The organism is Mesorhizobium sp. WSM4809 (genome assembly GCF_055811655.1).
This window is the reverse complement of sequence record NZ_JBVVQW010000002.1, coordinates 531,202-552,890: the sequence shown is the minus strand read 5'-3', so window position 1 is coordinate 552,890 and position 21,689 is coordinate 531,202. Positions and strand designations below refer to the sequence as shown.

Sequence of the window (21,689 nt, the reverse complement as noted above, 5' to 3'; positions counted from 1 at the left end):
CCTGGGCCGAAAATTAGACATCCATTGCGAAAGCCGTGTTTTTTGTTCCGTCACCGGCTGCGCGGGTTTCCCAAGGGCTGAAGGCGCCAGCTTGCCAGCGTTTCCTTGGGTTTTCGGCTGCTGCGGTTATCCGAACACCCCAACGGATTTTGGAAGCATCCGAAATTTTCGAAAGTTTATCTTTCCTTTTTGCTGGTTTTCTTGGTTTCGCGGCATCGGCCCGGGCCGCAAACTGAAAACAGACAATCAGGAAAGCCCACGTGACGACAGCCTTCATCACCGGTGCGACGAGCGGCATAGGGCGGGCCATCGCGATCGCGCTGAGCGACGCCGGCTACGACGTCTATGCGGTCGGGCGCAGCCAGGCCGCGCTCAAGGAGCTGCAGGCACAGCGGCCCGGCATCGTGCCGATTGCCGTCGACGTCACCGACCGCGAGGCCCTGGAAGCGGCCCTGGCGGATCTCACCATCGACGTGCTGATCAACAATGCCGGGGTCATGCCGCCGCTCGGCAACTTCGCCGATATGAAGATCGCTGACATCGACACCACGCTCGAGGTGAACCTCAGCGCGGCAATCCTGCTCACGCGCCTCGTCGTCCCGCAAATGCGCGAGCGGCAGTCCGGGCATGTATTGTTCACCGGCTCCACAGCGGGCCACGCGGCATACTCCAACATTGCCGTCTATTCAGCGACCAAGGCGGCGATATCAGGCTTTGCAGCAGCGCTGCGCGCCGACCTCTCCCCATCGGGCGTACGCGTCACCGAGATCGTTGCCGGCCGTGTCGAGACGCAGCTCTACCAGGACATCCTCGACGCCAACGCGCGCGCAGCCATGTACGCCAGCAAAGTGGTGCAGCCGGATGACGTGGCCAGGATGGTCGTCGCTGTGCTTGGGCTCCCCGCGTGGGCCGACGTTACCCGTTTCGACATCATGCCGACTTGGCCAACCTCGCCAAGCGGTACCAAGTAAGGAAAACTGGGATGAAAGATCTTTCCGTTCTGATCGTTGGCGGTGGTGCCGGCCTCGGTGCCCTCTTAGCCGAGATGGCTGTCGAGGCCGGAGCGGCAAAGATCGGCATCATCGACATCAACCAGGAAGCCGCCGAGTCCGCGCTGGCGACCGCGAAGGCCAGCGGACTGCCTACCGCGACCGCCCTTTGCGACATCCAGGTAGGCCCACAGTGCCACGCCGCATTCGAGGCGATCGTTTCGAAACTCGGGCGCGTCGACACGCTGATCAATTGTGCCGCGATCTACCCTCGCCGCCCGCTCCTCGAAATCACCGACGCCGACTGGGATGCCTCCAACGGCATCAACATCAAGGGCACCTACCACATGATGGTGGCGGCGGTTCGCCACATGCAATCGCAGGAGCCGAAGAGCCGCGTCCGCGGCCGGATCGTGAACCTGACCTCGGTCGACGCCTTCAAGGCGCATCCGCAGAACGCTCACTATGCGGCGACCAAGGCCGCCGTCGTCAGCCTTACCCGATCCTTTGCCCATCACGTGGCGAAGGACGGCATTCTGGTGAATTCGGTGGCGCCGGCCGGCATGGCGACGGAGAAGGCGAAAGCGCTCGGCTTCCTGGAGGAACTGGCCAAGGCGAGCCCGCTCGGCCGCGGTGCCGAGCCAAAGGAGATTGCCGAATGGGTGCTGATGACGGGCAGCCCCAAGAACACTTACATGACCGGTGAAAACGTAATTGTTTCAGGTGGTTACATATACGCCTAAGTCTCTTTCGCCGCGGGCGACTGAACTCTGGCAGTGCATGACCGAGGCAGTGCATGACCGACCGGGCCACAAGCAGGGAAAGGAACGGAATTTTCGATGACCGGCAAGCTGCGCCTTCCCTCGCTGAATGCTCTGCGCGTGTTCCACGCGGTCGCGCAGCACAAGAGCTTTCGGCAGGCGGCGGATGAATTGCTGGTCACGCCGCAGGCCGTCGGACAGCAGATCAAGCTTCTGGAGGATACGCTCCAGGTAACGCTGTTCGAGCGTAAGGGCCGGTCGATCGAACTGACCGAGTCGGCCATTCTTCTGTCGCACTATGTCAAAGCCGGCTTCAACGAGTTTGCCGAAGGCGTTCGCCGCGTCACCAAGTCGAACTATCGGGACCGCATCAACCTGAATGCGAGCCCATACTTCGCCACGCATTATCTCCTGCCGCGGCTTTCGTTGTTCCGGGAAATCTTGCCGGGCGCGGACCTGCGCCTGACGACCATGGTCGACCTGCCCGATTTCGGGCGCGACGATATCGATATGACGGTCCAGTGGGGCTACGGCAACTGGTCCGACTATGAAACCACGTTGCTGGTGCCGGATCCGAAGATCATCTGCTGCACGCCGGCGATCGGCGAAAGGATCAAGTCGGCGCATGATCTGACACAGTTCACGTTGCTCGACACCGTCAAGTCGAAGCGTCTGTGGCCGGACATATTGCGCCACCTTGGCGTGGAACTGACGGATGGCGACCGCAGCATCAGCTTCGACGACGCCGCGACCATGCGCCGGGCGACCTTGCAAGGCATAGGTGTGGGCTTGGTTTCCGTCATCGATGCCGAGGAAGATTTCCGGGCGGGCACGCTGGTCGCGCCGATCGGCCGCGACGCCATTGCCGACATGAAGCCGGAGGAAGTCCCGGGCTTCTATCTTGTCGTCCCACGCGGACATCTGCGCGTGAAGGCGGTCGCGGCACTTCACCGATGGCTGGCTCAGCAGGATTGGCGCGGCGACCTCACGATTTCCTCGTTACCGAAACCGGCCCCGCTTTCCGACTAGAAGCGGCTTCGAGACCGAGGCCTGAAAGACGCCTTTCGGGCCTCCAACAACAAGAAACCAAACAACCTCAACAGTGGAGACGGAACATGAAAATGATCAAATGGGGGGCTTCGGCCCTGGCCCTTGGCCTCGTGCATTTTGCGGCGCCGGCGGAAGCCGCTGGCGGCAAGACGCTCGAAACCGTCAAGGCACGCGGCATGCTGAACTGCACCGGCCATGACGGCTCCTATCTCGGCTTCGCCGAGGTGGACGACAAGGGCAACTGGAAGGGCATGGACATCGACCTCTGCAAGGCGGTGGCCGCGGCCGTGTTCGGCGACCCTGCGAAGCTGAAAGTCGTTCCTATCAGCTGGGCCCAGCGCTGGCCGGCCCTGCAGTCCGGCGATGTCGACATCATCGTCAAGGCCTCGGGCGGCACGCTCAGCCGCGACACCGAACTTGGGCTGCAGTTCTCCATGTCCTACTATCTCGGGACCACCAAGGTGATGGCGCACAAGGAGCTGAACCTCAAGTCGCTCAAGGATGCCGCCGGCGGCACGATCTGCATTCCCGCCGGCACCTCGCAGGAACAGCAGGTCGCTGCCTATACTGCCAAGCTAGGCATCAAGCTCGAACCGGTGCTCATCGAGAAGACCGAGGAGCTCGAGCAGGCCTATTTCTCGGGACGCTGCGATCTTTATGCGCAGTGGGGTCCGACACTGGCCATTGCGCGCATCGCCAAGAGCAAGGTCGACGACCATGTCATCCTGCCCGACGTGCTCGCCGTCGAGCCTGAAGTCATGATCATGCGGCAAGGCGACGACAACTGGGTCGACATCGCCAACTGGACGCTGAGCACGCTGATCTTTGCCGAGCAGGAAGGCATCACATCGAAGAACGTCGACGAGATAAAGGCCAAGCCGACTTCACCGCAGGTCGCCAAATTCCTCGGCGTCACGCCAGGCATGGGCAAGGGTCTCGGGCTCTCCGACGACTGGGCCTACAAGGTGATCAAGAACGTCGGCAACTACGGCGAAATCTTCGATCGCGATCTCGGCAAGGACTCGCCCTACAAGATGGATCGCGAACTGACCAATTTGTGGAACAATGGCGGTGTCCTGTTCCCGCTGGTTGTTGATTGATCCGTTCTGAACGCATCCCGCTCCAGGTCCCGCCCGGCTCCCGCCGGGCGGGACCGCGCGGCAATTCGGGAAGGATTTCTGAATGGTCAGCCTGCTGAGAAATCAAAAAGTCCGCAACGCACTGTTGCAGATCCTGTATGTCGGCTCGATCGCCGCGATGGTGCTTGCCGGCATTGTGATCGCCAGACAGAACCTGGCGGCGCAGGGGATCACCTCCGGATTCGACTTCCTGTTCAAGTCGACGGGCTGGGACCTGAACTTCTCGCTGCTGCCCGCCACGGCCAACGACCCTTATTGGTGGTACTTCCTCATCGGGATCATCAATACGCTGTTTCTGGGAACCGTCGGCCTGACGCTGGCGACGATCGTCGGAACGATCGTCGGCCTGGCGCGGACATCCTCGAACGAATTGGCCCGGCTGCTCGGCCGCACCTATGTGGACATCTTCCGAAACATCCCGCTGATCCTCCAGGTTTTTTTCTGGTATGCCGTCATCACCCATCTGCCGACGCCGCGCGCCGCGCATGAGGGATGGGGCTTTCTCCTCACCAGCCGGGGGCTTTACATCCCGTTCCCCAATGTCAGCAGCGCCGCGCTCGCTGCGGCGACATTGGCTGTGATTGCCGCCATCGCGCTGCCGATCTGGCTGGGCAGGACATCGCGCCTCAGCCTGCCGGTCGGCCAGCGTGGCGGCATTCAGCTTGCCGGCACGGCGGCGGCACTTGCCTGCGCGGCCATCGTTCTGGTGGCCGGCCGCCTGGCCGACTCGCCGCTACTCGATTTTCCGGCGCTGCAAGGTCTCAATCTGCGAGGCGGCCTGCGCATTCCGCCGGAGTTTGCGACACTGGCCATCGCGATCGCCATCTATGGCGGCTCCTACATCGCCGAGATCGTGCGCGGCGGGTTCAAGGCTGTCGGCAAGGGCCAGGTCGAGGCGGCTCTTTCCCTGGGCCTCGGCCCGTGGCGGGTCTTCATGCTGGTGCGGCTGCCGCTGGCACTACGCGCCATGCTGCCAATCCTCGCCAACCAGTATGTCTGGCTGATGAAGGCGACCACAATGGGCATCGCGGTGGGCTTCACCGATTTCTTCATGATCGTGGCGCTGACGATCAACCATTCCGGCCAGACAATCGAAGCGATCGGCATCCTGATGGCTGGCTTCCTCGTCATCAACCTCAGCCTCGCCGCCATCTTCAACCGCATCAACAAAGCAATCGCCCTCAAGGGCAACCAGTTGAGGGGGTGAGGGATGGAAATGGTCGTTGTCGCCCCTCCTGCCATTGGCAAGATCGAGGATCTGAGGCGGCGCTTCTTTGCGACGCCCCTGCAGGCATTGCTGTCGCTGGCTTCCCTGGCGGTCATGGTCTTCCTGGCCTGGAAGCTCCTGAATTGGGCGGTTTTCTCGGCTGTCTTCACGACGAGCGGCGGACCCGAAGCCTGCCAGGCGGCGGCGGGAGCCTGCTGGTCGGTCATTGCCGCGCGATGGCGCATCATCCTGTTCGGCCTCTATCCCTATGACGAGCAGTGGCGGTCGGCCCTGGCTTGCCTGATCGTCGTGGTCATGACGGTGCTAAGTTGCGTTCCAGCCTTCTGGTCGGGTCGCCGCATCGCACTCGTATGGGGAGCCGGAACGGCGCTTTTCTACGTGCTGATGAAGGGCGGCGTGCTTGGTCTGCCCTATGTCGGCGAGGAGGCCTGGGGCGGACTGGCGCTGACCCTGTTCATCTTCGTGACCACCTGCCTGATCGGCTTCCCGCTGGCGATCTGCCTGGCGCTGCTGCGCCGCTCCGGCCTGCCATGGATTTCCCGCACCTCCGGCCTCATTATCGACGGGGTGCGTTCATTGCCTCTGATCTCGATCCTGTTCACCTTCGCCATCGTGCTGCCGTTCGCACTGCCGCAATGGCTGGTGGGCGACAAGCTGTACCGGGTGATCCTGGGCTCGGCCCTGTTTTTTTCCGCCTATCAGGCGGAGATCGTCAGGGGTGGGATGCAGGGCGTTCCCAGTGGGCAAGAAGAGGCAGCCATGGCGCTTGGCATGCGCTATTGGCAGCGCGTCGGCCGCATTCTTCTACCGCAGGCCATGCGCAATGCGCTGCCGGCGACGATCAACCAGTTCGTGATCTCGTTCAAGGAAACCTCGCTGGTGATCATCGTCGGCTTCTTCGAGATCCTGGCCTCCGGCAATGCCGCCTACGGCACCGGCGAGTGGCGCTTCGCCTATGTCGAGGTCTATGCCTTCATCGCCTTCATCTACTTCATCTTCGTGTTCAGCCTGTCCCGCTATGGCGCTTTTCTCGAGCGCCGTATGTCGGTCGGCGAACGATAGGGGGCGTTTACGTGCTTTCAGGAAACTCGCCCCGATCCAGCGGCCCCGCGGTGCTGATCGAAAATCTCGACAAATATTACGGGACATTCCAGGCGCTGCGAAAGTTGAGCTTGTCCGTGGATCGCGGCGAGAGGATCGTCGTCTGCGGCCCGTCCGGCTCCGGCAAGTCCACCATGATCCGCTGCATCAACCGTCTGGAGCAGCACAATGGCGGCCGGATCACCGTGCTCGGCACCGAGCTCAACGACGATGTCGGCAACATCGACGGGATCAGGCGGGAAGTCGGCATGGTGTTCCAGCACTTCAACCTGTTTCCACACATGACGGTGCTGGAGAACTGCATGCTCGCGCCCATGATCGTGCGTAAGGTGCCGCGCGCGGATGCCGAGGCGACCGCCCGGCGCTATCTGGAGAAGGTACGCATTCCCGAACAGGCGATGAAGTATCCCGGTCAGTTGTCCGGCGGCCAGCAACAGCGGGTCGCGATAGCGCGTGCCCTTTGCATGCAGCCCGAGATCATGCTGTTCGATGAGCCGACCTCTGCGCTCGACCCGGAAATGATCGCGGAAGTGCTCGACGTCATAGTCACGCTCGCCTCTGAAGGCATGACAATGATCTGCGTCACGCATGAGATGGGTTTTGCGCGCCGGGTTGCCGACCGGGTAATTTTCATGGATGGAGGCGAGATCGTCGAACAGGCGCCTCCCGATGAATTCTTCACCTCCTCCCGCAACGAGCGCACGCGGCAGTTCCTGTCGCAGGTGCTTGGTCACTGATCGATGCAACGATCCCGCGTCAGGCCGCAGCCATGTCCGTGACTGATCCCGTCACCGCCTTGCGCGAGATGCTCGGACCGAAAGGCTGGCTTTCGGGCAGCGATGCAAGGCCCTATCAGCGCGATTGGCTCGATCGCTACGGCGTCGCGGCTCTGGGCGTGGCCAGGCCTGCGGATACCTCCGAAGTAGCCAGTGTCGTAAAGACATGCCACGCGGCCGGCCTGGCGGTCGTGCCGCAAGGCGGCAACACCGGGCTTTGCGGCGGCGCCGTCGCCGATCGGCCGAATGCGGTGATCGTTTCGCTTTCGCGCATGACGGCGATCGGCAAACCGGACTTGGACAGCGGCTCGATCCTCGTCGAGGCGGGAGCCGTGCTTGCCGCGTTGCACGAGGCGCTGGAACCGCACGGCCTGATGTTTCCGATGCATCTCGGCGCGGAAGGCAGCGCCAGGATCGGCGGCCTGGTCGGCACCAATGCCGGCGGCAGCCAGGCATTCCGGTATGGCATGATGCAAGACCTCGTGCTTGGCCTGGAGGTCGTGACCCCTGACGGGGCGATATGGAACGGGCTGCGCGCGGTGCAGAAAGACAATGCCGGCTACCAGTTGCGCAAGCTCTATTGCGGCGCGGAAGGAACGCTTGGCATCGTGACGCGCGCGATCCTGCGGCTCTACCCGATGCCGCGGCGGCAGGCGAGCGCGCTTGTCGTCATGTCCGATTTCGCCGCGGCGGTTTCGTTTGGCACCTTTCTGCGGGGCGAGGTGGGGGAATTCCTGACCGGGCTCGAGTTCTTCTCCGACATCGGGCTGGGACTGGCCCTCAAACACCTGCCCGACCTCGCCTACCAGTTGGAGGCACGCGGCGAGGTCTATGTGCTGGTCGAACTGGCATCGGGCGCCCCCCGCGTTCCGCTCGACGAGATACTGGCTTCGGCGCTGGAGTGGGGCATGGAGCAAGGCCTGGTGCTGGACGGAGCATTGGCGGCGACGGGCGCGCATCGCGCACAATTCTGGCGGCTGCGAGAGGAGCAGCCGGAAGGACAGAGGCTGGAAGGAGAGCAGCTGAAGCACGACATCTCGGTGCCTCCGGGCGCTATCGCCCGTTTCGTCGAGGCCGGCGCAGAGATCTGCGACGACATTCTTCCCGGCGTGCGGATAAACCCGTTCGGGCATCTCGGCGACGGCAACATCCACTACAATCTGTCGCCGCCGGAAGGCCGCGCCGATTTTGACGGCAAGGCCGAGCGGTTCGCCGAGGCGCTATCGTCGCTCGCCACGGAAATGGGCGGCAGTTTCGCGGCCGAGCATGGACTTGGCCGCGCAAAGATCGCCATGGCCGACCGAAACCGCAGTCCATTGGAACGCGAACTCATGGCGCGGCTCAAGGATGCATTCGATCCACGGGACACGATGAATCCGGGCGTGCTGGTGCACGCTGCTCGGCAAAGAAAAACTTTCGAATAGACGGCATTTCTTGATTTCGCCCCGAACCGCCTGCGTGCACCTATGAACCGAAGGCAGGCTCGATCGACCTGCCGCCAAAGTGAGGATGTCGAAGCATGATCCGCAATGGCGGCCGCCTTCTCGTCGAGTGCCTGATCGGGCTTGGCGCGACCAGGAGCTTCGGCGTGCCCGGAGAAAGTTATCTGGCCGTCCTGGACGCGCTGCACGACACGCAGGGAAAGCTGGACTACACGCTTTGCCGCAATGAAGGCGGCGCGGCGTTCATGGCCTCGGCCTACGGCAAGTTGACCGGCTCGCCAGGCATCTGTTTCGTGACGCGCGGCCCAGGCGCCACCAACGCCAGCATCGGCGTTCACACGGCCATGCAGGACAGTTCGCCGATGATCCTGTTCGTCGGCCAGGTCGGCACCGACATGAAGGGCCGCGAAGCGTTTCAGGAAATCGACTACCGGGCGGTGTTCGGCACGGTCGCCAAATGGGCGGTCGAGATCGACGATGTCGCGCGCCTGCCCGAGATTGTGGCGCGGGCATGGACGACCGCATTGACCGGACGACCTGGTCCCGTCGTGGTCGCGCTGCCCGAGGACATGCTGACCACCATGACTGAAGCGGCTCCGCTCAGCGCACCGGCGGCCATTTTCGAGCCGGCACCGGCGCCGGAAGCGATCGCTTCGGCCTTCAAGCTGCTGGCCAAGGCCGAGAGGCCGGTCCTGCTCATGGGCGGCGCCAACTGGACCGTGGACGGACGCGCGGCGCTACAGGCTTTCGCAGAGGCTTCCGACATTCCTGTCGTGGCGGCCTTTCGCTATCAGGACCAGTTCGACAACCATTCGCCGGTCTTTGTCGGCGAGGCCGGCGTCGGCATGGTGGCGCATGTCAAAGCCCTGCTCCGCGAGGCCGACGTGATCCTGGCCGTCAATGTGCGTTTTGGCGAGATGACCACGGATGGCTATACGCTGCTGTCCGTGCCGGTGCCGCGCCAGAAACTGATCCATGTCCATGGCTCCGATCGCGAGATCGGCAAGATCTATGTGCCGGCCATCGGTATCCATGCCGGGCCGAACGCTTTTGCCCGGGCGTTGACGCCCGTCAAAGGCGGCTGGGCGGACTGGCGCGCCGCGGCCCGCAAAGCCTATGAAGGGACATTCGGCGCGCCCGTCCAGCCCGGCCCGGTGGACATGGTGGAGGTCAGCGCCTGGCTGCGCGAAAACCTGCCTGCCGACGTCATTCTCACCAACGGCGCCGGCAATTTCACCGTCTGGCCGAACAAGTTCTTCAAGTTCGGGCCGGACGCACGGCTGCTCGCCCCGCAGTCTGGCGCCATGGGCTACGGCCTGCCGGCGGCAATTGCCGCCAAGGTTGCGTTTCCAGAACGCACGGTCGTCTGCTTTGCCGGCGACGGCGACTTCCAGATGAATTGCCAGGAACTCGGAACCGCCATGCAGGCTGGCGCGCAGCCGATCGTGCTGATCCTCAACAACGGCATCTACGGCACGATCCGCGCCCATCAGGAGCGCCACTATCCGGCGCGCGTTTCGGGCACGTCGCTCGAAAACCCTGATTTCGTGACACTGGCAAAGGCCTATGGCTTCCATGCCGAGCGGGTCGAGGCGACGCGCGATTTCGCGGCGGCGTTCGATCGGGCGCTCGGATCCGTGACGGGAGCGGTCCTCGACATCGCCATATCTCCCGAAGCGCTGACGCCCCGACAGACCCTTTCCCAGATGCGTGACGCCGCGCTCGCTTCCCAGAAGGCCAAGGCATGACCTCCAAAGACGACATCCGTCTCGGCGCGGACATCGGCGGCACGTTCACCGACGTCGCGCTCGACCTCAGGGGAACGATCTTCTCCACCAAGGTGTTGACCAATTATGCGGCGCCCGAGCAGGCGATCCTGGACGGCATTGCCGTCGTCACGCGCGATGCCGGTATCGCGCTTGCCGAGATCGGCATCATCATCCACGGCACGACGCTGGCGACGAATGCGCTCATCGAACGCCGTGGCGCCAAGACCGCGCTGGTCACCACCGAAGGGTTCCGCGATGTCATCGAGATGCGGACCGAAAACCGTTTCGAGCAGTATGACCTCGACCTGCAGTTGCCGGCGCCGCTAATCCCGCGCGAGCACCGTTTCACGGTAAAGGGCCGGATCGGTGCGGAAGGCCAGGAGCTTCAACCGCTCGACGAAGCCGCCCTGGAAGGCATTGCCGACCGGATCGCGGCCGGCGGTTTCGGCTCCGTGGCGATCGGCTTCATCCATGCCTACACCAACCCTGATCATGAGCGCCGGGCACGCGCTATCCTGTCCCGCAAGCTTACCATCCCGATTTCGATCAGCGCCGAAGTCTCGCCGCAGATGCGCGAGTTCGAACGCTTCAACACGGTCTGCGCCAACGCCTATGTGCGGCCGCAGATGGCGGACTATCTCGCGCGTTTCCAGACCCGCTTGAAGGAGATGGGCGCCGAGTGCCCGGTCTTCATGATCCATTCGGGCGGCGGTCTGATCTCGGTGGAGACGGCCTCGGAATTTCCCGTGCGCCTCGTTGAGTCCGGCCCGGCCGGCGGCGCCATCTTCGCCGCCGACATCGCCAGGCGATTCGGCCTGGAAAAGGTCGTCTCCTATGACATGGGCGGCACCACTGCAAAGATTTGCCTGATCGAGGATTATGCGCCGCGCACCGCCAGAACCTTCGAAGTGGCGCGTACCTATCGCTTCTGCAAAGGTTCCGGCATGCCGATCTCCATTCCCGTGATCGAGATGATCGAGATCGGCGCCGGCGGCGGGTCGATCGCCTGGGTCGACGCCATGGGCCGCATCCAGACCGGTCCCGAAAGTGCCGGATCGGAACCTGGCCCGGCCTGCTACGGCCGCGGCGGCAGGCGCCCGGCCATCACAGATGCCGACCTGGTGCTCGGCAAGCTCGATCCCGACAATTTCGCCGGCGGCGCCATCAGGCTGGACACGTCCGCATCCGAACAGGCGATCCTGCGCGATGTCGGCGAACGCCTGTCGCTCGATGCCATGGCGACGGCCTTCGGCATCTGCGAGGTGGTGGACGAGAACATGGCCAATGCCGCCCGCGTCCATGCCGTCGAAAACGGCAAAAACATTTCCGACAACGTGATGATCGCCTTCGGTGGCGCGGCCCCGCTTCACGCCGCAAGGCTTTGCGAGAAACTCGGCATCGACCAGTGCATCGTCCCCAAGGGCGCGGGCGTCGGATCGGCGATCGGCTTCCTCAAGGCTCCGTTCGGCTACGAAGCCCTGGCATCCCGGCTGACGCGGCTGTCGCAGTTCAAGCCGGCCGAGGCCAATGCTTTGCTCGATGACCTCAAAGTGTCAGCCGAAAGCTTCGTGCGGGCAGGGGCCAACGGTACGATCACATGCGAAATCACCGCCTTCATGCGCTACGCCGGCCAGGGCTGGGAAATCCCCGTGCCGCTGCCGGACGAGCCGTTCGGCAATGATGCCGCAACCACGCTCGAGGATTTGTTCCAGGCGAATTACCAACGCTTCTTCGGCCGCGCCATCGAAGGACTTGGCGGCCTGGAAATCGAGATCGTCACCTGGTCCGTGAAGGCGACGGATGTCCGGCCTGCTGTCGCCAGGCACGAGCTGATCACCGGCAAGCGGACCACTCAGCCGGCAACAAGCCGCGCGGTGTTCGATCCGGCCAGCGGTGCGCCACGGACCTATGGCATCGTCGAACGGGAGGGGCTGTGCACCGGCGATCGGGTGGCGGGCCCGGTCATCATCGTCGAACGCGAGACGTCCACCGTCGTCACCACGAGCTTCGACGCCGTCATCCAGAGCGACGGAGCGATCCTTCTGATCCGCAAAGGCAGCCAGGCATGAGCGACATCAGTGAAATCCGCATGCAGGTTATGTGGAACCGGTTGATCTCGGTGGTCGAGGAGCAGGCCCTCACCTTGCTGCGCACGGCTTTCTCGACATCGGTGCGCGAATCCGGCGACCTGTCGGCGGGCGTGTTCGATCCCCGCGGCCAGATGCTGGCACAGGCGGTGACGGGAACGCCCGGCCATGTCAACACCATGGCCGAGGCGGTGCTGCATTTCATGAACGAAATCCCGCGCGAAACCATGTTCGAGGGCGACACCTACGTCACCAATGACCCCTGGTTGGGCACGGGCCACCTGCACGATATCACCATGGTGTCGCCGTCGTTCCTGAACGGCGAATTGGTTGCGTTCTTCGCCTGCACGGCGCATGTGGTCGATGTCGGTGGGCGCGGCTTTGGCGCTGACGGCAAGTCGGTCTACGAGGAAGGCATCCAGATCCCGATCATGAAGTTCGCGGAGAAGGGCAAGGTCAATCTCGATCTCGTCAGGATCCTGCGCGCCAACGTCCGCGAGCCGAACCAGGTCGTCGGCGATTTCTATTCACTCGCCGCCTGCAACGAAGTCGGCCACCGACGCCTCGTCGACATGATGAAGGAGATCGGCCTGGCATCGCTGGACGGGCTTGGCGAGTTCATCTTCTCGCGCACCCGCGACGCCATGGTCGAACGCATCAAGGCGATGCCCAAAGGCAGCTGGTCGAACGCGCTGGTGACCGACGGCTACGACGAGCCGGTGAAACTCGCGGCGACCGTCACTGTTCGGGACGCCGGCGTCGAGGTCGATTTCACCGGTACCGACCCGATGAGCCGATGGGGCATCAACTGCCCGATCATCTACAGCAAGGCCTATGCCTGCTACGCGTTGAAATGCGTGGTGGCGCCCGATATTCCTAACAATGCCGCGTCGCTCGCCTTCTTCACCGTGTCGTCTCCGGTCAACATCCTGAACGCCGTGCGGCCGGCGCCGGTGGCGCTCAGGCACATCTTCGGCCATATGGTTCCCGATCTGGTGCTCGGCGCGATCGCCAAGGCGATGCCCGGCAAGATCCTTGCCGAGGGCGCCGGCGCACTGTGGAACATCCATATCTCGGTTCGGCCGGTCTCCGGCGGTTCGGGCCGCCGCGCCGAGGTGCTGATGTTCAATTCCGGCGGCATGGGCGCGCGCCCCGGTCTCGACGGATTGTCGGCGACGGCTTTCCCCTCCGGCGTCCATACGATGCCGATCGAGGCAACGGAGCACACCGGCCCGATCGTGATCTGGCGCAAGGAACTGCGGCCCGATTCCGGCGGCGACGGCGAGTTCCGCGGCGGGCTCGGGCAGGTTATCGAAATCGAGGCGATCGAGGGCCATGAATTCGACTTTTCGGCCATGTTCGACCGCGTCAATCATCCCGCCCACGGGCGCAACGGCGGCGGACCTGGAGTGGCCGGCGTGGTCAGGCTGGACGATGGCACGCAGATGCGACCTAAAGGCTGGCAGCATGTTCCGGCCGGCCGTCGGCTGATCCTCCAATTGCCGGGCGGCGGCGGCTATGGCGATCCGTCCAAGCGCAGCACCGAGGCGCGGGCGAACGACCGCTCCAAGGAATACATTTCGGAGAACGGCAAATGAGCTACATTGCCTCGCGCCTGTCTGCGGTGAAGCCGTCGGCGTCCATGGCTGCTTCGCAGGCAGCCAGGGCCCTGCGCGCCAAGGGCGTCGACGTGATCGATCTTGGCCTGGGCGAGCCGGATTTCCCGACACCGAGCCATATCATCGAAGCGGCGCATGTCGCCGCGAAGGCCGGCCAGACGCTATACACGGGTGCCGCCGGCACGGCCGAGGTGCGCGAAGCCGTGGCCGGCAAGTTCCGCCGCGAAAACGGACTGGACTACACGGCGGACGACGTCGTCGTGGCCAATGGCGCCAAGCAGATCATCTTCAACGCGCTGATGGCGACGCTGGAGTCTGGTGACGAAGCGATCCTGCCGGCGCCCTACTTCGTCTCCTATCCCGAGATGGTGAAGCTGCTCGGCGGCAGGCCTGTCCTCATCGAGTGCCCGGAAACTTCGGGCTTCCGGCTGACGCCGGAGCTGCTCGAAAAAGCCATCACTCCAAGGACGAAATGGCTGTTCCTCAACATGCCCGGCAACCCCTCCGGCGCCATATATTCGCAATCGGACCTGCGGGCACTCGGAGCGGTTTTGGCAAGGCATCCGCAGGTGCTGGTGCTTTCCGACGAGATTTACGAGCACATCCTGTTCGACGGACGCGACTTCGTCTCCTTCGGCAAGGCTTGCCCGGAACTCAGGGACCGCACCCTGATCGTCAACGGCGTCTCCAAATCCTATGCGATGACCGGGTGGCGTGTCGGCTATGCCGCCGGGCCGGCGCCGCTCACCAGGGCGATGGCGATCATCCAGAGCCAGTCCTGCACGTCCGTCTGCTCGATCGCGCAAGCGGCGACGGTGGCCGCGCTCAACGGCCCCCAGGACGAGGTGGCACGCTTTCGGCAGGCGTTCGAGGCGCGCCGCGACCTTGTCGTCGACGGCATCAGGCGGATCAACGGTCTTACGCTTTCGCCACCGGAAGGCGCCTTCTATGCCTATATCGGCTGCGCCAGCCTGATCGGCCGCAGGACCCCAAAAGGCGTCGTGCTCGAGGACGACACGGCAGTGGCGAATTATCTCCTGAACGAAGGGCGCGTGGCCTCGGTGCCGGGCGCCGCCTATGGACTTTCCCCCTATTTCCGCATCTCGACCGCGACCGGCGAAGAGGTGCTGACCGAAGCGATCGCGCGCATCAACGCCGCCGTCGCGCAAGTGGAGTAAATCATGCCGCATTACGAACGCATCCTGATCACCGGCGCGGCCGGCCGCCTCGGTTCGGAACTGCGAAAGGGGCTGGTGCCGCTGGCAAAAACGATCCGCCTGGCCGGCCGCGAACCGTTCGGCGATCTTGCTCCACACGAGGAAGAAGCGGTCTTCGACCTCGCCGATATGGAGGCGACGATTGCCGCCACCAAGGATTGCGACGCGATCGTGCATTTCGGCGGCGCACCACTCGAATGCGAATGGCAAACCATCCTGAATTCCAGCATCCGCGGCTCCTATCACATCTACGAGGGCGCCCGGAAACACGGGGTGAAACGAGTCATCTATGCCTCCTCCGTGCATGCCGTCGGCTATCACGAGGTCGAGGCGCATATCGGCGTCGACGCGCCGGTGCGTCCCGACAGCCTCTATGGCGTGTCGAAGAACTTCGTCGAGAGCCTGAGCCGGCTTTACTGGGACAAGTTCGGCATCGAGACGGCGTGCCTGCGCATCTTTTCGTCCTTCCCCGAACCGGCGGACCGTCGCATGCTGTGGTCATACCTCTCCTTCGCCGATTGTGTGCGTCTGGTCGAGGCAGCTCTCACCGCGCCGCGCGTCGGCCATACGATCTCCTTCGGCCTTTCCGACAACAAGGTGAAAACGGTCGACAACAGCGGCGCCAACCATCTGGGGTTTTCTCCGCAGGATAGTGCCGAGCCGTTCCGCGCAGCGGTCGAGGGGAAGACGCAGATTCCGGATCCCAAGGCGCCATCGGTGCAGTATCTGGGCGGGTGGTTCTGCGAGCTTGGCCATCCGGACGACAAGCGGGCGTAGCTATCGAAATACCAATCCGCTCGATGGCGCAGACCGGAAGCCGAGATGCGGCAGGCGATGGATTCACGCATGGTGGCGGAGATCGAGGAGGTTGTCGGCGGCGCCGGCTTCGATGTGCCACGCTGACCACGGTCATGGATCAGATCTGGCAGCGGTACCTGCAGACGATGCCCGACCTTCCCGCGCAAGCATTTCATCCACCATGGGCGTCGAAGGCTTAGAGATTTATGCGCTGCGCGCTTCTCGCGCACATGTTCCACGTCGGCCACCAGATGGCCGCCTGAAATGTTGACGGTTGCCGGTCGTCATCGGTTTTGGGATTCTCACCTGATCTGGTAGTGGGATCCAAATCACAGGAGATGGCATGCCGAACGATGTAATCGTGCGCGACAGCAATGGCGCTCAATTGAATGACGGTGATTCCGTAACGCTGATCAAAGACCTCAAAGTCAAAGGCACTTCGGAGACGATCAAGCGCGGCACGTTGGTGAAGGCCATCCGCCTGAACGGCAATCCCGGCGAGATCGAATGCAATACCAAGCAAGTGAAAGGCCTGGTGCTCAAGACCGAGTTCGTGAAGAAGGCGTGAGCCTCAAGGCGGCAAGCGATCTCGATGGCTCCTTCGGGATTTTGGAGAGCCTGCCGTCGCCAAGGGGGCTGCGGAGCCGTTGAGCGGCCGGCACCCGGTCGTTGCGCTGCGAATTGATAACTTCGCCGACCAGGCACAATCAAAAAAATCGCCAAGTCCCAAGCTGGAACCTCCGGCCTCATTGCGCGTTTCACGGCGTCCCGTTCGCGGACTCGCCCGGATATCTCTCCAAGCGCGCGAAAAACCAGGAGCCCGCTTCATGCACGACAAGCTGTTTCATTCACCGGTCGCACTGTCGGTCGGCCTCGGCTTCAAGCGCGAGATTGCCTCGCTGGCCGAAATGCACGATTTCCTCACCAATTGGACGACCTCCCGCCGCGGCCCGCTTTACCGAAACGCGGTGGAGACATGTGATCTGGCCGTTCCAGGTTATGTGAGCGTCGAGCAGGCGCGCCGGGCGTTGCTCGAATTCGCGCAAGCCGCCGGCATCCTGTGGCCGGACCTCGAGCCGGTGGCGGGCGTGCACGCCGTTGCGCGTGGCTATGGCGGCTACGCCGCCTGAAGATTGATGTTCTCCGTGGCGGCTAAAGCCACACCACCATAGAAAGCCCGGCTGGCCCTCAGCCGGGCTTTCGCGTTTCCGGCAGCTCGCAAGGAAATCGCAATCCTGTAGCCGTGTGTCTTGGGCGACAATCCCTGCGTGGAGTGTCGGGAAGAGCCCGCGCAAAAATCTTTATGAAATTCCTATTTCTTTCCACTGCGCCCCGTCTCGAACCTTTATGGCGATCGGGTCCATATTCCTTTTAGAAAATACAACCGGTTCAGTCGCCAAAGATGCGACGGGACACTTTCGAGATATTGCGAACTCTCCTGTCAAATTCGCAAAGTACAAAAGAACAAAAGGAATAAACACAATGGATATGGCCGTTATCGGAATCGGAATTTTGTTCTTTGCCCTTTGTTTCGCCTACATAAAAGCTTGTGACGCGCTCTAGAGCGAGGCTGAAAAAATGATCGTCGACTATATTCTCGGTGGCGGCGTTACGCTGTTCCTGCTCGCCTACCTGACATACGCCCTCGTTCGTCCAGAACGCTTCTGAAGGCACGGAAAGCCACACCCATGACACTGAACGGTTGGATACAGATCCTGGTCTATTGCGGGATCGTCGTTTTGCTGGTGAAGCCGCTCGGCGGCTACATGCACCGCGTCTTCAACGGCGACCGCACGCTGCTTTCGCCGTTCCTTCGCCCGCTTGAGCGTGGGCTTTATCGTATTTGCGGAACCAGCGAACGCGAGGAACAGCACTGGACCACCTACGCGGTCGCCCTGCTGCTCTTCAATCTCGCCGGCTTCCTGGTGCTTTATGCGCTGCAGCGTCTGCAGGGCAGCCTGCCTTACAACCCTGCCGGCATGACAGCGGTTGAACCAGGGCTGGCCTTCAACACCGCCGCCAGCTTCATGACCAACACCAACTGGCAGAACTATGGTGGCGAGAGCACGATGTCCTATCTCGTGCAGATGGCCGGACTGACGGTGCAGAACTTCGTTTCGGCGGCTACCGGTATTGCCATCGCCATCGCGCTGATCCGCGGCTTTGCGCGGGCGTCCGGCAAGTCGATCGGCAATTTCTGGGTCGATATGACCCGCTCCACACTCTATCTGCTTCTGCCGTTCTGCATCGTGCTGACGCTGGTCTATGTCTGGCTCGGCATGCCGCAGACGCTCGGCGCCTACGTCAACGCCACGACGCTGGAAGGCGCGCAACAGACCATCGCCGTCGGCCCGGTCGCTTCGCAGGTGGCCATCAAGATGCTCGGCACCAATGGCGGCGGTTTCTTCAACGCCAATGCCGCGCACCCGTTCGAGAACCCCGACGCGATCTCCAACCTGATCCAGATGGTGTCGATCTTCGCCATCGGCGCCGCCTTGACCAATGTCTTCGGCCGCATGATCGGCAACCAGCGCCAGGGCTGGGCGATCCTCTCGGCCATGGGCGTCATGTTCATCGCCGGTGTCGCCATCTGCTACTGGGCGGAAGCCGCCGGCAACCCGCTGGTGCATGCGCTGGGCATCGACGGCGGCAACATGGAGGGCAAGGAGAGCCGCTTCGGCATCGCCCTGTCGGCGCTGTTTGCCGTCATCACCACGGCCGCTTCCTGCGGCGCCGTCAACGCCATGCACGGCTCCTTCACCGCGCTCGGCGGCATGATCCCGATCATCAACATGCAGCTTGGCGAAGTTATCGTCGGCGGTGTCGGCGCCGGTCTCTACGGCATCCTGATGTACATCGTCATCGCCGTCTTCGTCGCCGGCCTGATGGTCGGCCGCACGCCCGAATATCTGGGCAAGAAGATCGAGGCCAAGGAGGTCAAGATGGCTATGCTGGCCATACTGTGCCTGCCGCTGGCGATGCTGATCTTCACGGCCATCGCCGTCGTGCTGCCGACCGGCGTGGCGTCGATGGGCAATGCCGGCCCGCACGGCTTCTCCGAGGTTCTGTATGCCTACACTTCGGCGGCGGCCAACAACGGTTCGGCCTTTGGCGGCCTCAGCGGCAACACGCCCTGGTACAACATCACGATCGGCATCGGCATGCTGATGGGCCGCTTCCTGGTCATCATCCCGGCGCTGGCCATTGCCGGCTCGCTGGTGGCGAAGAAAACGGTTCCGGCTTCCGCCGGCACCTTCCCGACCGATGGCCCTCTGTTCGTCGGGCTGCTGGTCGGCGTCATCCTGATCGTCGGTGGCCTCACCTTCTTCCCGGCGCTCGCCGTCGGGCCGATCATCGAGCACCTGGCGATGGCTCACGGGCAGACCTTCTGAGACCGTCATGTCCTGGTTCAATGCCATGCGCCGCAAGGTCGGCCACAGGGACGATCACCGAAAGGAGGAGAGACCTCCTCCTTTCCCGACCCTGTCGACGTTTCTCGGCCTTGCGGCAGTCATGCTCGTCCTCTGGCTGCTGGCCTACGGGCCGCCGCATTTCCTTTCGGCATCCAATCATCGGGTGCCGTCCAACAACACCGAAGCCGGAGCTTCAAAATGAGCAACTCGAAATCAGCAAGCATCATGGATGCACGCATCCTGGTTCCCGCCATTGGCGGCGCCTTCCGCAAGCTCGATCCGCGCACGCTGGCCAGGAACCCGGTGATGTTCGTCGTTGCCGTCGTCTCGGCGCTCACCACGGTGCTGTTCGTGAAGGACCTGGTCACCGGAGGCGGCAATCTCGGCTTTACGCTGCAGATCATCATCTGGCTTTGGTTCACCGTGCTGTTCGCCAACTTCGCCGAAGCGGTCGCAGAAGGCCGCGGCAAGGCGCAGGCGGATTCGCTGCGCAAGGCACGCACCGAGACCCAGGCCAAGCTCTTGACCGGTGAGGACCGCACCAAATACAAACTCGTGCCCGGCACCAGCCTCAAGGTCGGCGATGCCGTCCTGGTCGAGGCCGGCGACATCATCCCGTCGGACGGCGAAGTGGTCGAGGGCGTCGCGTCGGTCAATGAGGCGGCGATAACAGGCGAATCGGCGCCGGTCATCCGCGAATCCGGTGGCGACCGTTCGGCGGTCACCGGTGGCACCCAGGTGCTGTCAGACTGGGTCCGCGTCCGCATCACCGCCGCCTCCGGCCATACCTTCCTCGACCGCATGATCTCGCTGGTCGAAGGTGCCGAGCGCCAGAAGACGCCGAACGAGATCGCGCTCAACATCCTGCTCGTCGGCATGACGCTGATCTTCGTGCTGGCCACCGCGACGATCCCGAGTTTTGCCTCCTACTCGGGCGGCTATATCTCGGTGACCGTTCTGGTGGCGCTGTTCGTCACCTTGATCCCGACCACGATCGGCGCGCTGCTTTCGGCCATCGGCATCGCCGGCATGGACCGTCTGGTGCGATTCAACGTGCTGGCCATGTCGGGTCGCGCCGTGGAAGCCGCAGGCGACGTCGACACGCTGCTGCTCGACAAGACCGGCACGATCACACTCGGCAACCGCCAGGCGACGCAGTTTCGCCCGGTCAAGGGCGTCACCGAACAGGAACTGGCCGACGCGGCTCAGCTAGCCTCGCTCGCCGACGAGACGCCGGAAGGCCGCTCCATCGTCGTGCTGGCCAAGGAGAAATACGCCATCCGCGCCCGCGACATGGCAACGCTGCACGCCACTTTCGTGCCCTTCACAGCGCAGACCCGTATGAGCGGCGTCGACATCGATGGTTCATCGGTGCGCAAGGGCGCCGTCGATTCCGTGCTTGCCCATGTCAACCAGTCGGCAGCCGCCGCCCATGGCACGCGCCCAAGCAGCGAATCCATCCGCGATCTCCAGTCCATCGCCGACGAGATCGCCAAGTCCGGCGGCACGCCGCTGGCGGTCGAACGCGACGGGCGCCTGCTCGGCGTCGTCCACCTCAAGGACATCGTCAAGGGCGGCATCAGCGAGCGTTTCACCGAACTGCGCCGCATGGGCATCCGCACGGTGATGATCACCGGTGACAACCCGATGACGGCGGCGGCTATCGCCGCGGAAGCCGGCGTCGACGACTTCCTCGCGCAGGCCACACCGGAGGACAAGCTGAAGCTGATCCGCGACGAACAGGCCAAGGGTAAGCTGGTGGCCATGTGCGGCGACGGCACCAACGATGCACCCGCCCTTGCACAAGCCGATGTCGGCGTCGCCATGAACACCGGCACGGTTGCCGCCCGCGAGGCCGGCAACATGATCGATCTCGACAGCGATCCGACCAAGCTCATCGAGATCGTCGAGATCGGCAAGGCGCTCTTGATGACGCGAGGTTCGCTGACGACCTTCTCGATCGCCAACGACGTGGCCAAGTATTTCGCCATCATTCCGGCGATGTTCGCCGTCTTCTACGTCGCACCGGGACAGACGACCGGCCCGCTGCAGGCACTCAACGTCATGCATCTGGCGACGCCGCAAAGCGCCATCCTGTCGGCCATCATCTTCAACGCACTGATCATCATCGCGCTGATCCCGCTGTCGCTGAAGGGCGTCAAATATCGCGCCATCGGCGCCGGCGCGCTGCTCAGCCGCAATCTTCTCGTCTACGGCCTCGGCGGCCTCATCGTGCCTTTCGTAGGCATCAAGGCGATCGACATGATCGTCACCGCGCTTGGCCTTGCTTAAGGAATTAC

General features: G+C 63.2%; 20 protein-coding genes. 19 read left to right on the top strand and 1 reads right to left on the bottom strand.

From position 1 onward, the window contains the following. Positions 1–13: 13 nt before the first annotated feature. On the bottom strand, positions 14–277 hold the full coding sequence (locus AC0L24_RS07085; RefSeq protein WP_127397378.1) for a hypothetical protein: 264 nt from the start codon (positions 275–277) through the stop codon (positions 14–16). On the opposite strand from AC0L24_RS07085, the gene AC0L24_RS07080 reads away from it, so the two are divergent. The 19 genes from AC0L24_RS07080 (at position 261) to kdpB (ending at position 21,681) form a co-directional block, all read left to right on the top strand. Further along, the gene (locus tag AC0L24_RS07080) at positions 261–971 is read left to right on the top strand and encodes an SDR family oxidoreductase (protein ID WP_127321703.1); all 711 of its coding nucleotides are present in this window, start codon (positions 261–263) and stop codon (positions 969–971) included. The genes AC0L24_RS07085 and AC0L24_RS07080 overlap by 17 nt on opposite strands. An 11-nt stretch (positions 972–982) precedes the next feature. After that, positions 983–1,732 carry an SDR family NAD(P)-dependent oxidoreductase gene (locus AC0L24_RS07075; protein WP_127397377.1) on the top strand — a complete coding sequence of 250 codons (750 nt, stop codon included), beginning with the start codon at positions 983–985 and terminating at the stop codon, positions 1,730–1,732. Between the two features lie 96 nt (positions 1,733–1,828). Then, on the top strand, positions 1,829–2,779 hold the full coding sequence (locus AC0L24_RS07070; RefSeq protein ID WP_023810154.1) for a LysR substrate-binding domain-containing protein: 951 nt from the start codon (positions 1,829–1,831) through the stop codon (positions 2,777–2,779). An 86-nt stretch (positions 2,780–2,865) separates the two neighbouring features. After that, the gene (locus tag AC0L24_RS07065; protein ID WP_127397376.1) at positions 2,866–3,900 is read left to right on the top strand and encodes an amino acid ABC transporter substrate-binding protein; all 1,035 of its coding nucleotides are present in this window, start codon (positions 2,866–2,868) and stop codon (positions 3,898–3,900) included. Positions 3,901–3,982: 82 nt separating this feature from the next. Further along, the gene (locus AC0L24_RS07060; RefSeq protein WP_127809346.1) at positions 3,983–5,146 is read left to right on the top strand and encodes an ABC transporter permease subunit; all 1,164 of its coding nucleotides are present in this window, start codon (positions 3,983–3,985) and stop codon (positions 5,144–5,146) included. 3 nt (positions 5,147–5,149) lie between these two features. Then, entirely contained in the window at positions 5,150–6,229 is a 1,080-nt protein-coding gene (locus AC0L24_RS07055; protein WP_127395253.1) for an amino acid ABC transporter permease, read from the top strand. A gap of 11 nt (positions 6,230–6,240) precedes the next feature. Next, positions 6,241–7,005: an amino acid ABC transporter ATP-binding protein gene (locus tag AC0L24_RS07050; RefSeq protein ID WP_127395254.1), complete on the top strand. Its 765-nt coding sequence runs from the start codon at positions 6,241–6,243 to the stop codon at positions 7,003–7,005. A gap of 32 nt (positions 7,006–7,037) precedes the next feature. Next, a complete protein-coding gene (locus AC0L24_RS07045; protein WP_245481872.1) occupies positions 7,038–8,468 on the top strand; it encodes an FAD-binding oxidoreductase in 1,431 nt (476 codons plus the stop codon). Between the two features lie 95 nt (positions 8,469–8,563). Beyond that, positions 8,564–10,234: a thiamine pyrophosphate-binding protein gene (locus AC0L24_RS07040; RefSeq protein WP_127395255.1), complete on the top strand. Its 1,671-nt coding sequence runs from the start codon at positions 8,564–8,566 to the stop codon at positions 10,232–10,234. Then, positions 10,231–12,324, top strand: coding sequence for a hydantoinase/oxoprolinase family protein (locus AC0L24_RS07035; RefSeq protein WP_127395256.1), 2,094 nt, complete (start codon positions 10,231–10,233; stop codon positions 12,322–12,324). The genes AC0L24_RS07040 and AC0L24_RS07035 overlap by 4 nt, the downstream gene beginning before the upstream one ends. Continuing rightward, a complete protein-coding gene (locus AC0L24_RS07030) occupies positions 12,321–13,940 on the top strand; it encodes a hydantoinase B/oxoprolinase family protein (protein WP_127320509.1) in 1,620 nt (539 codons plus the stop codon). Before AC0L24_RS07035 ends, AC0L24_RS07030 begins: the two co-directional genes overlap by 4 nt. Beyond that, positions 13,937–15,139 carry a pyridoxal phosphate-dependent aminotransferase gene (locus AC0L24_RS07025; protein WP_127395257.1) on the top strand — a complete coding sequence of 401 codons (1,203 nt, stop codon included), beginning with the start codon at positions 13,937–13,939 and terminating at the stop codon, positions 15,137–15,139. Before AC0L24_RS07030 ends, AC0L24_RS07025 begins: the two co-directional genes overlap by 4 nt. Positions 15,140–15,142: 3 nt before the next feature. Then, positions 15,143–15,955 (top strand): NAD-dependent epimerase/dehydratase family protein, encoded by an 813-nt coding sequence (locus AC0L24_RS07020; protein ID WP_127809347.1) that lies wholly within the window; start codon positions 15,143–15,145, stop codon positions 15,953–15,955. A gap of 364 nt (positions 15,956–16,319) precedes the next feature. Beyond that, entirely contained in the window at positions 16,320–16,544 is a 225-nt protein-coding gene (locus tag AC0L24_RS07015; protein WP_013529641.1) for an alkylphosphonate utilization protein, read from the top strand. A gap of 259 nt (positions 16,545–16,803) precedes the next feature. Further along, positions 16,804–17,106: a DUF982 domain-containing protein gene (locus tag AC0L24_RS07010; RefSeq protein WP_127269540.1), complete on the top strand. Its 303-nt coding sequence runs from the start codon at positions 16,804–16,806 to the stop codon at positions 17,104–17,106. Between the two features lie 448 nt (positions 17,107–17,554). Then, positions 17,555–17,644 (top strand): K(+)-transporting ATPase subunit F, encoded by a 90-nt coding sequence (locus AC0L24_RS07005; RefSeq protein ID WP_032808122.1) that lies wholly within the window; start codon positions 17,555–17,557, stop codon positions 17,642–17,644. Positions 17,645–17,664: 20 nt separating this feature from the next. After that, a complete protein-coding gene (kdpA, locus tag AC0L24_RS07000) occupies positions 17,665–19,368 on the top strand; it encodes a potassium-transporting ATPase subunit KdpA (RefSeq protein ID WP_473563599.1) in 1,704 nt (567 codons plus the stop codon). A 25-nt stretch (positions 19,369–19,393) separates the two neighbouring features. Continuing rightward, on the top strand, positions 19,394–19,591 hold the full coding sequence (locus AC0L24_RS06995) for a hypothetical protein (protein WP_245466407.1): 198 nt from the start codon (positions 19,394–19,396) through the stop codon (positions 19,589–19,591). Then, a complete protein-coding gene (gene kdpB, locus AC0L24_RS06990) occupies positions 19,588–21,681 on the top strand; it encodes a potassium-transporting ATPase subunit KdpB (protein WP_127379918.1) in 2,094 nt (697 codons plus the stop codon). The genes AC0L24_RS06995 and kdpB overlap by 4 nt, the downstream gene beginning before the upstream one ends. Positions 21,682–21,689 lie beyond the last annotated feature (8 nt).

What these genes read in the sequence shown, in the direction of transcription:
- AC0L24_RS07085 (WP_127397378.1), bottom strand. Translation starts at nt 277, where the DNA reads ATGAAGGCTGTCGTCACGTGGGCTTTCCTGATTGTCTGTTTTCAGTTT.
- AC0L24_RS07075 (WP_127397377.1), top strand. Translation starts at nt 983, where the DNA reads ATGAAAGATCTTTCCGTTCTGATCGTTGGCGGTGGTGCCGGCCTCGGT.
- AC0L24_RS07070 (WP_023810154.1), top strand. Translation starts at nt 1,829, where the DNA reads ATGACCGGCAAGCTGCGCCTTCCCTCGCTGAATGCTCTGCGCGTGTTC.
- AC0L24_RS07065 (WP_127397376.1), top strand. Translation starts at nt 2,866, where the DNA reads ATGAAAATGATCAAATGGGGGGCTTCGGCCCTGGCCCTTGGCCTCGTG.
- AC0L24_RS07060 (WP_127809346.1), top strand. Translation starts at nt 3,983, where the DNA reads ATGGTCAGCCTGCTGAGAAATCAAAAAGTCCGCAACGCACTGTTGCAG.
- AC0L24_RS07055 (WP_127395253.1), top strand. Translation starts at nt 5,150, where the DNA reads ATGGAAATGGTCGTTGTCGCCCCTCCTGCCATTGGCAAGATCGAGGAT.
- AC0L24_RS07045 (WP_245481872.1), top strand. Translation starts at nt 7,038, where the DNA reads ATGTCCGTGACTGATCCCGTCACCGCCTTGCGCGAGATGCTCGGACCG.
- AC0L24_RS07040 (WP_127395255.1), top strand. Translation starts at nt 8,564, where the DNA reads ATGATCCGCAATGGCGGCCGCCTTCTCGTCGAGTGCCTGATCGGGCTT.
- AC0L24_RS07035 (WP_127395256.1), top strand. Translation starts at nt 10,231, where the DNA reads ATGACCTCCAAAGACGACATCCGTCTCGGCGCGGACATCGGCGGCACG.
- AC0L24_RS07030 (WP_127320509.1), top strand. Translation starts at nt 12,321, where the DNA reads ATGAGCGACATCAGTGAAATCCGCATGCAGGTTATGTGGAACCGGTTG.
- AC0L24_RS07025 (WP_127395257.1), top strand. Translation starts at nt 13,937, where the DNA reads ATGAGCTACATTGCCTCGCGCCTGTCTGCGGTGAAGCCGTCGGCGTCC.
- AC0L24_RS07020 (WP_127809347.1), top strand. Translation starts at nt 15,143, where the DNA reads ATGCCGCATTACGAACGCATCCTGATCACCGGCGCGGCCGGCCGCCTC.
- AC0L24_RS07015 (WP_013529641.1), top strand. Translation starts at nt 16,320, where the DNA reads ATGCCGAACGATGTAATCGTGCGCGACAGCAATGGCGCTCAATTGAAT.
- AC0L24_RS07010 (WP_127269540.1), top strand. Translation starts at nt 16,804, where the DNA reads ATGCACGACAAGCTGTTTCATTCACCGGTCGCACTGTCGGTCGGCCTC.
- AC0L24_RS07005 (WP_032808122.1), top strand. Translation starts at nt 17,555, where the DNA reads ATGATCGTCGACTATATTCTCGGTGGCGGCGTTACGCTGTTCCTGCTC.
- kdpA (WP_473563599.1), top strand. Translation starts at nt 17,665, where the DNA reads ATGACACTGAACGGTTGGATACAGATCCTGGTCTATTGCGGGATCGTC.
- AC0L24_RS06995 (WP_245466407.1), top strand. Translation starts at nt 19,394, where the DNA reads ATGCGCCGCAAGGTCGGCCACAGGGACGATCACCGAAAGGAGGAGAGA.
- kdpB (WP_127379918.1), top strand. Translation starts at nt 19,588, where the DNA reads ATGAGCAACTCGAAATCAGCAAGCATCATGGATGCACGCATCCTGGTT.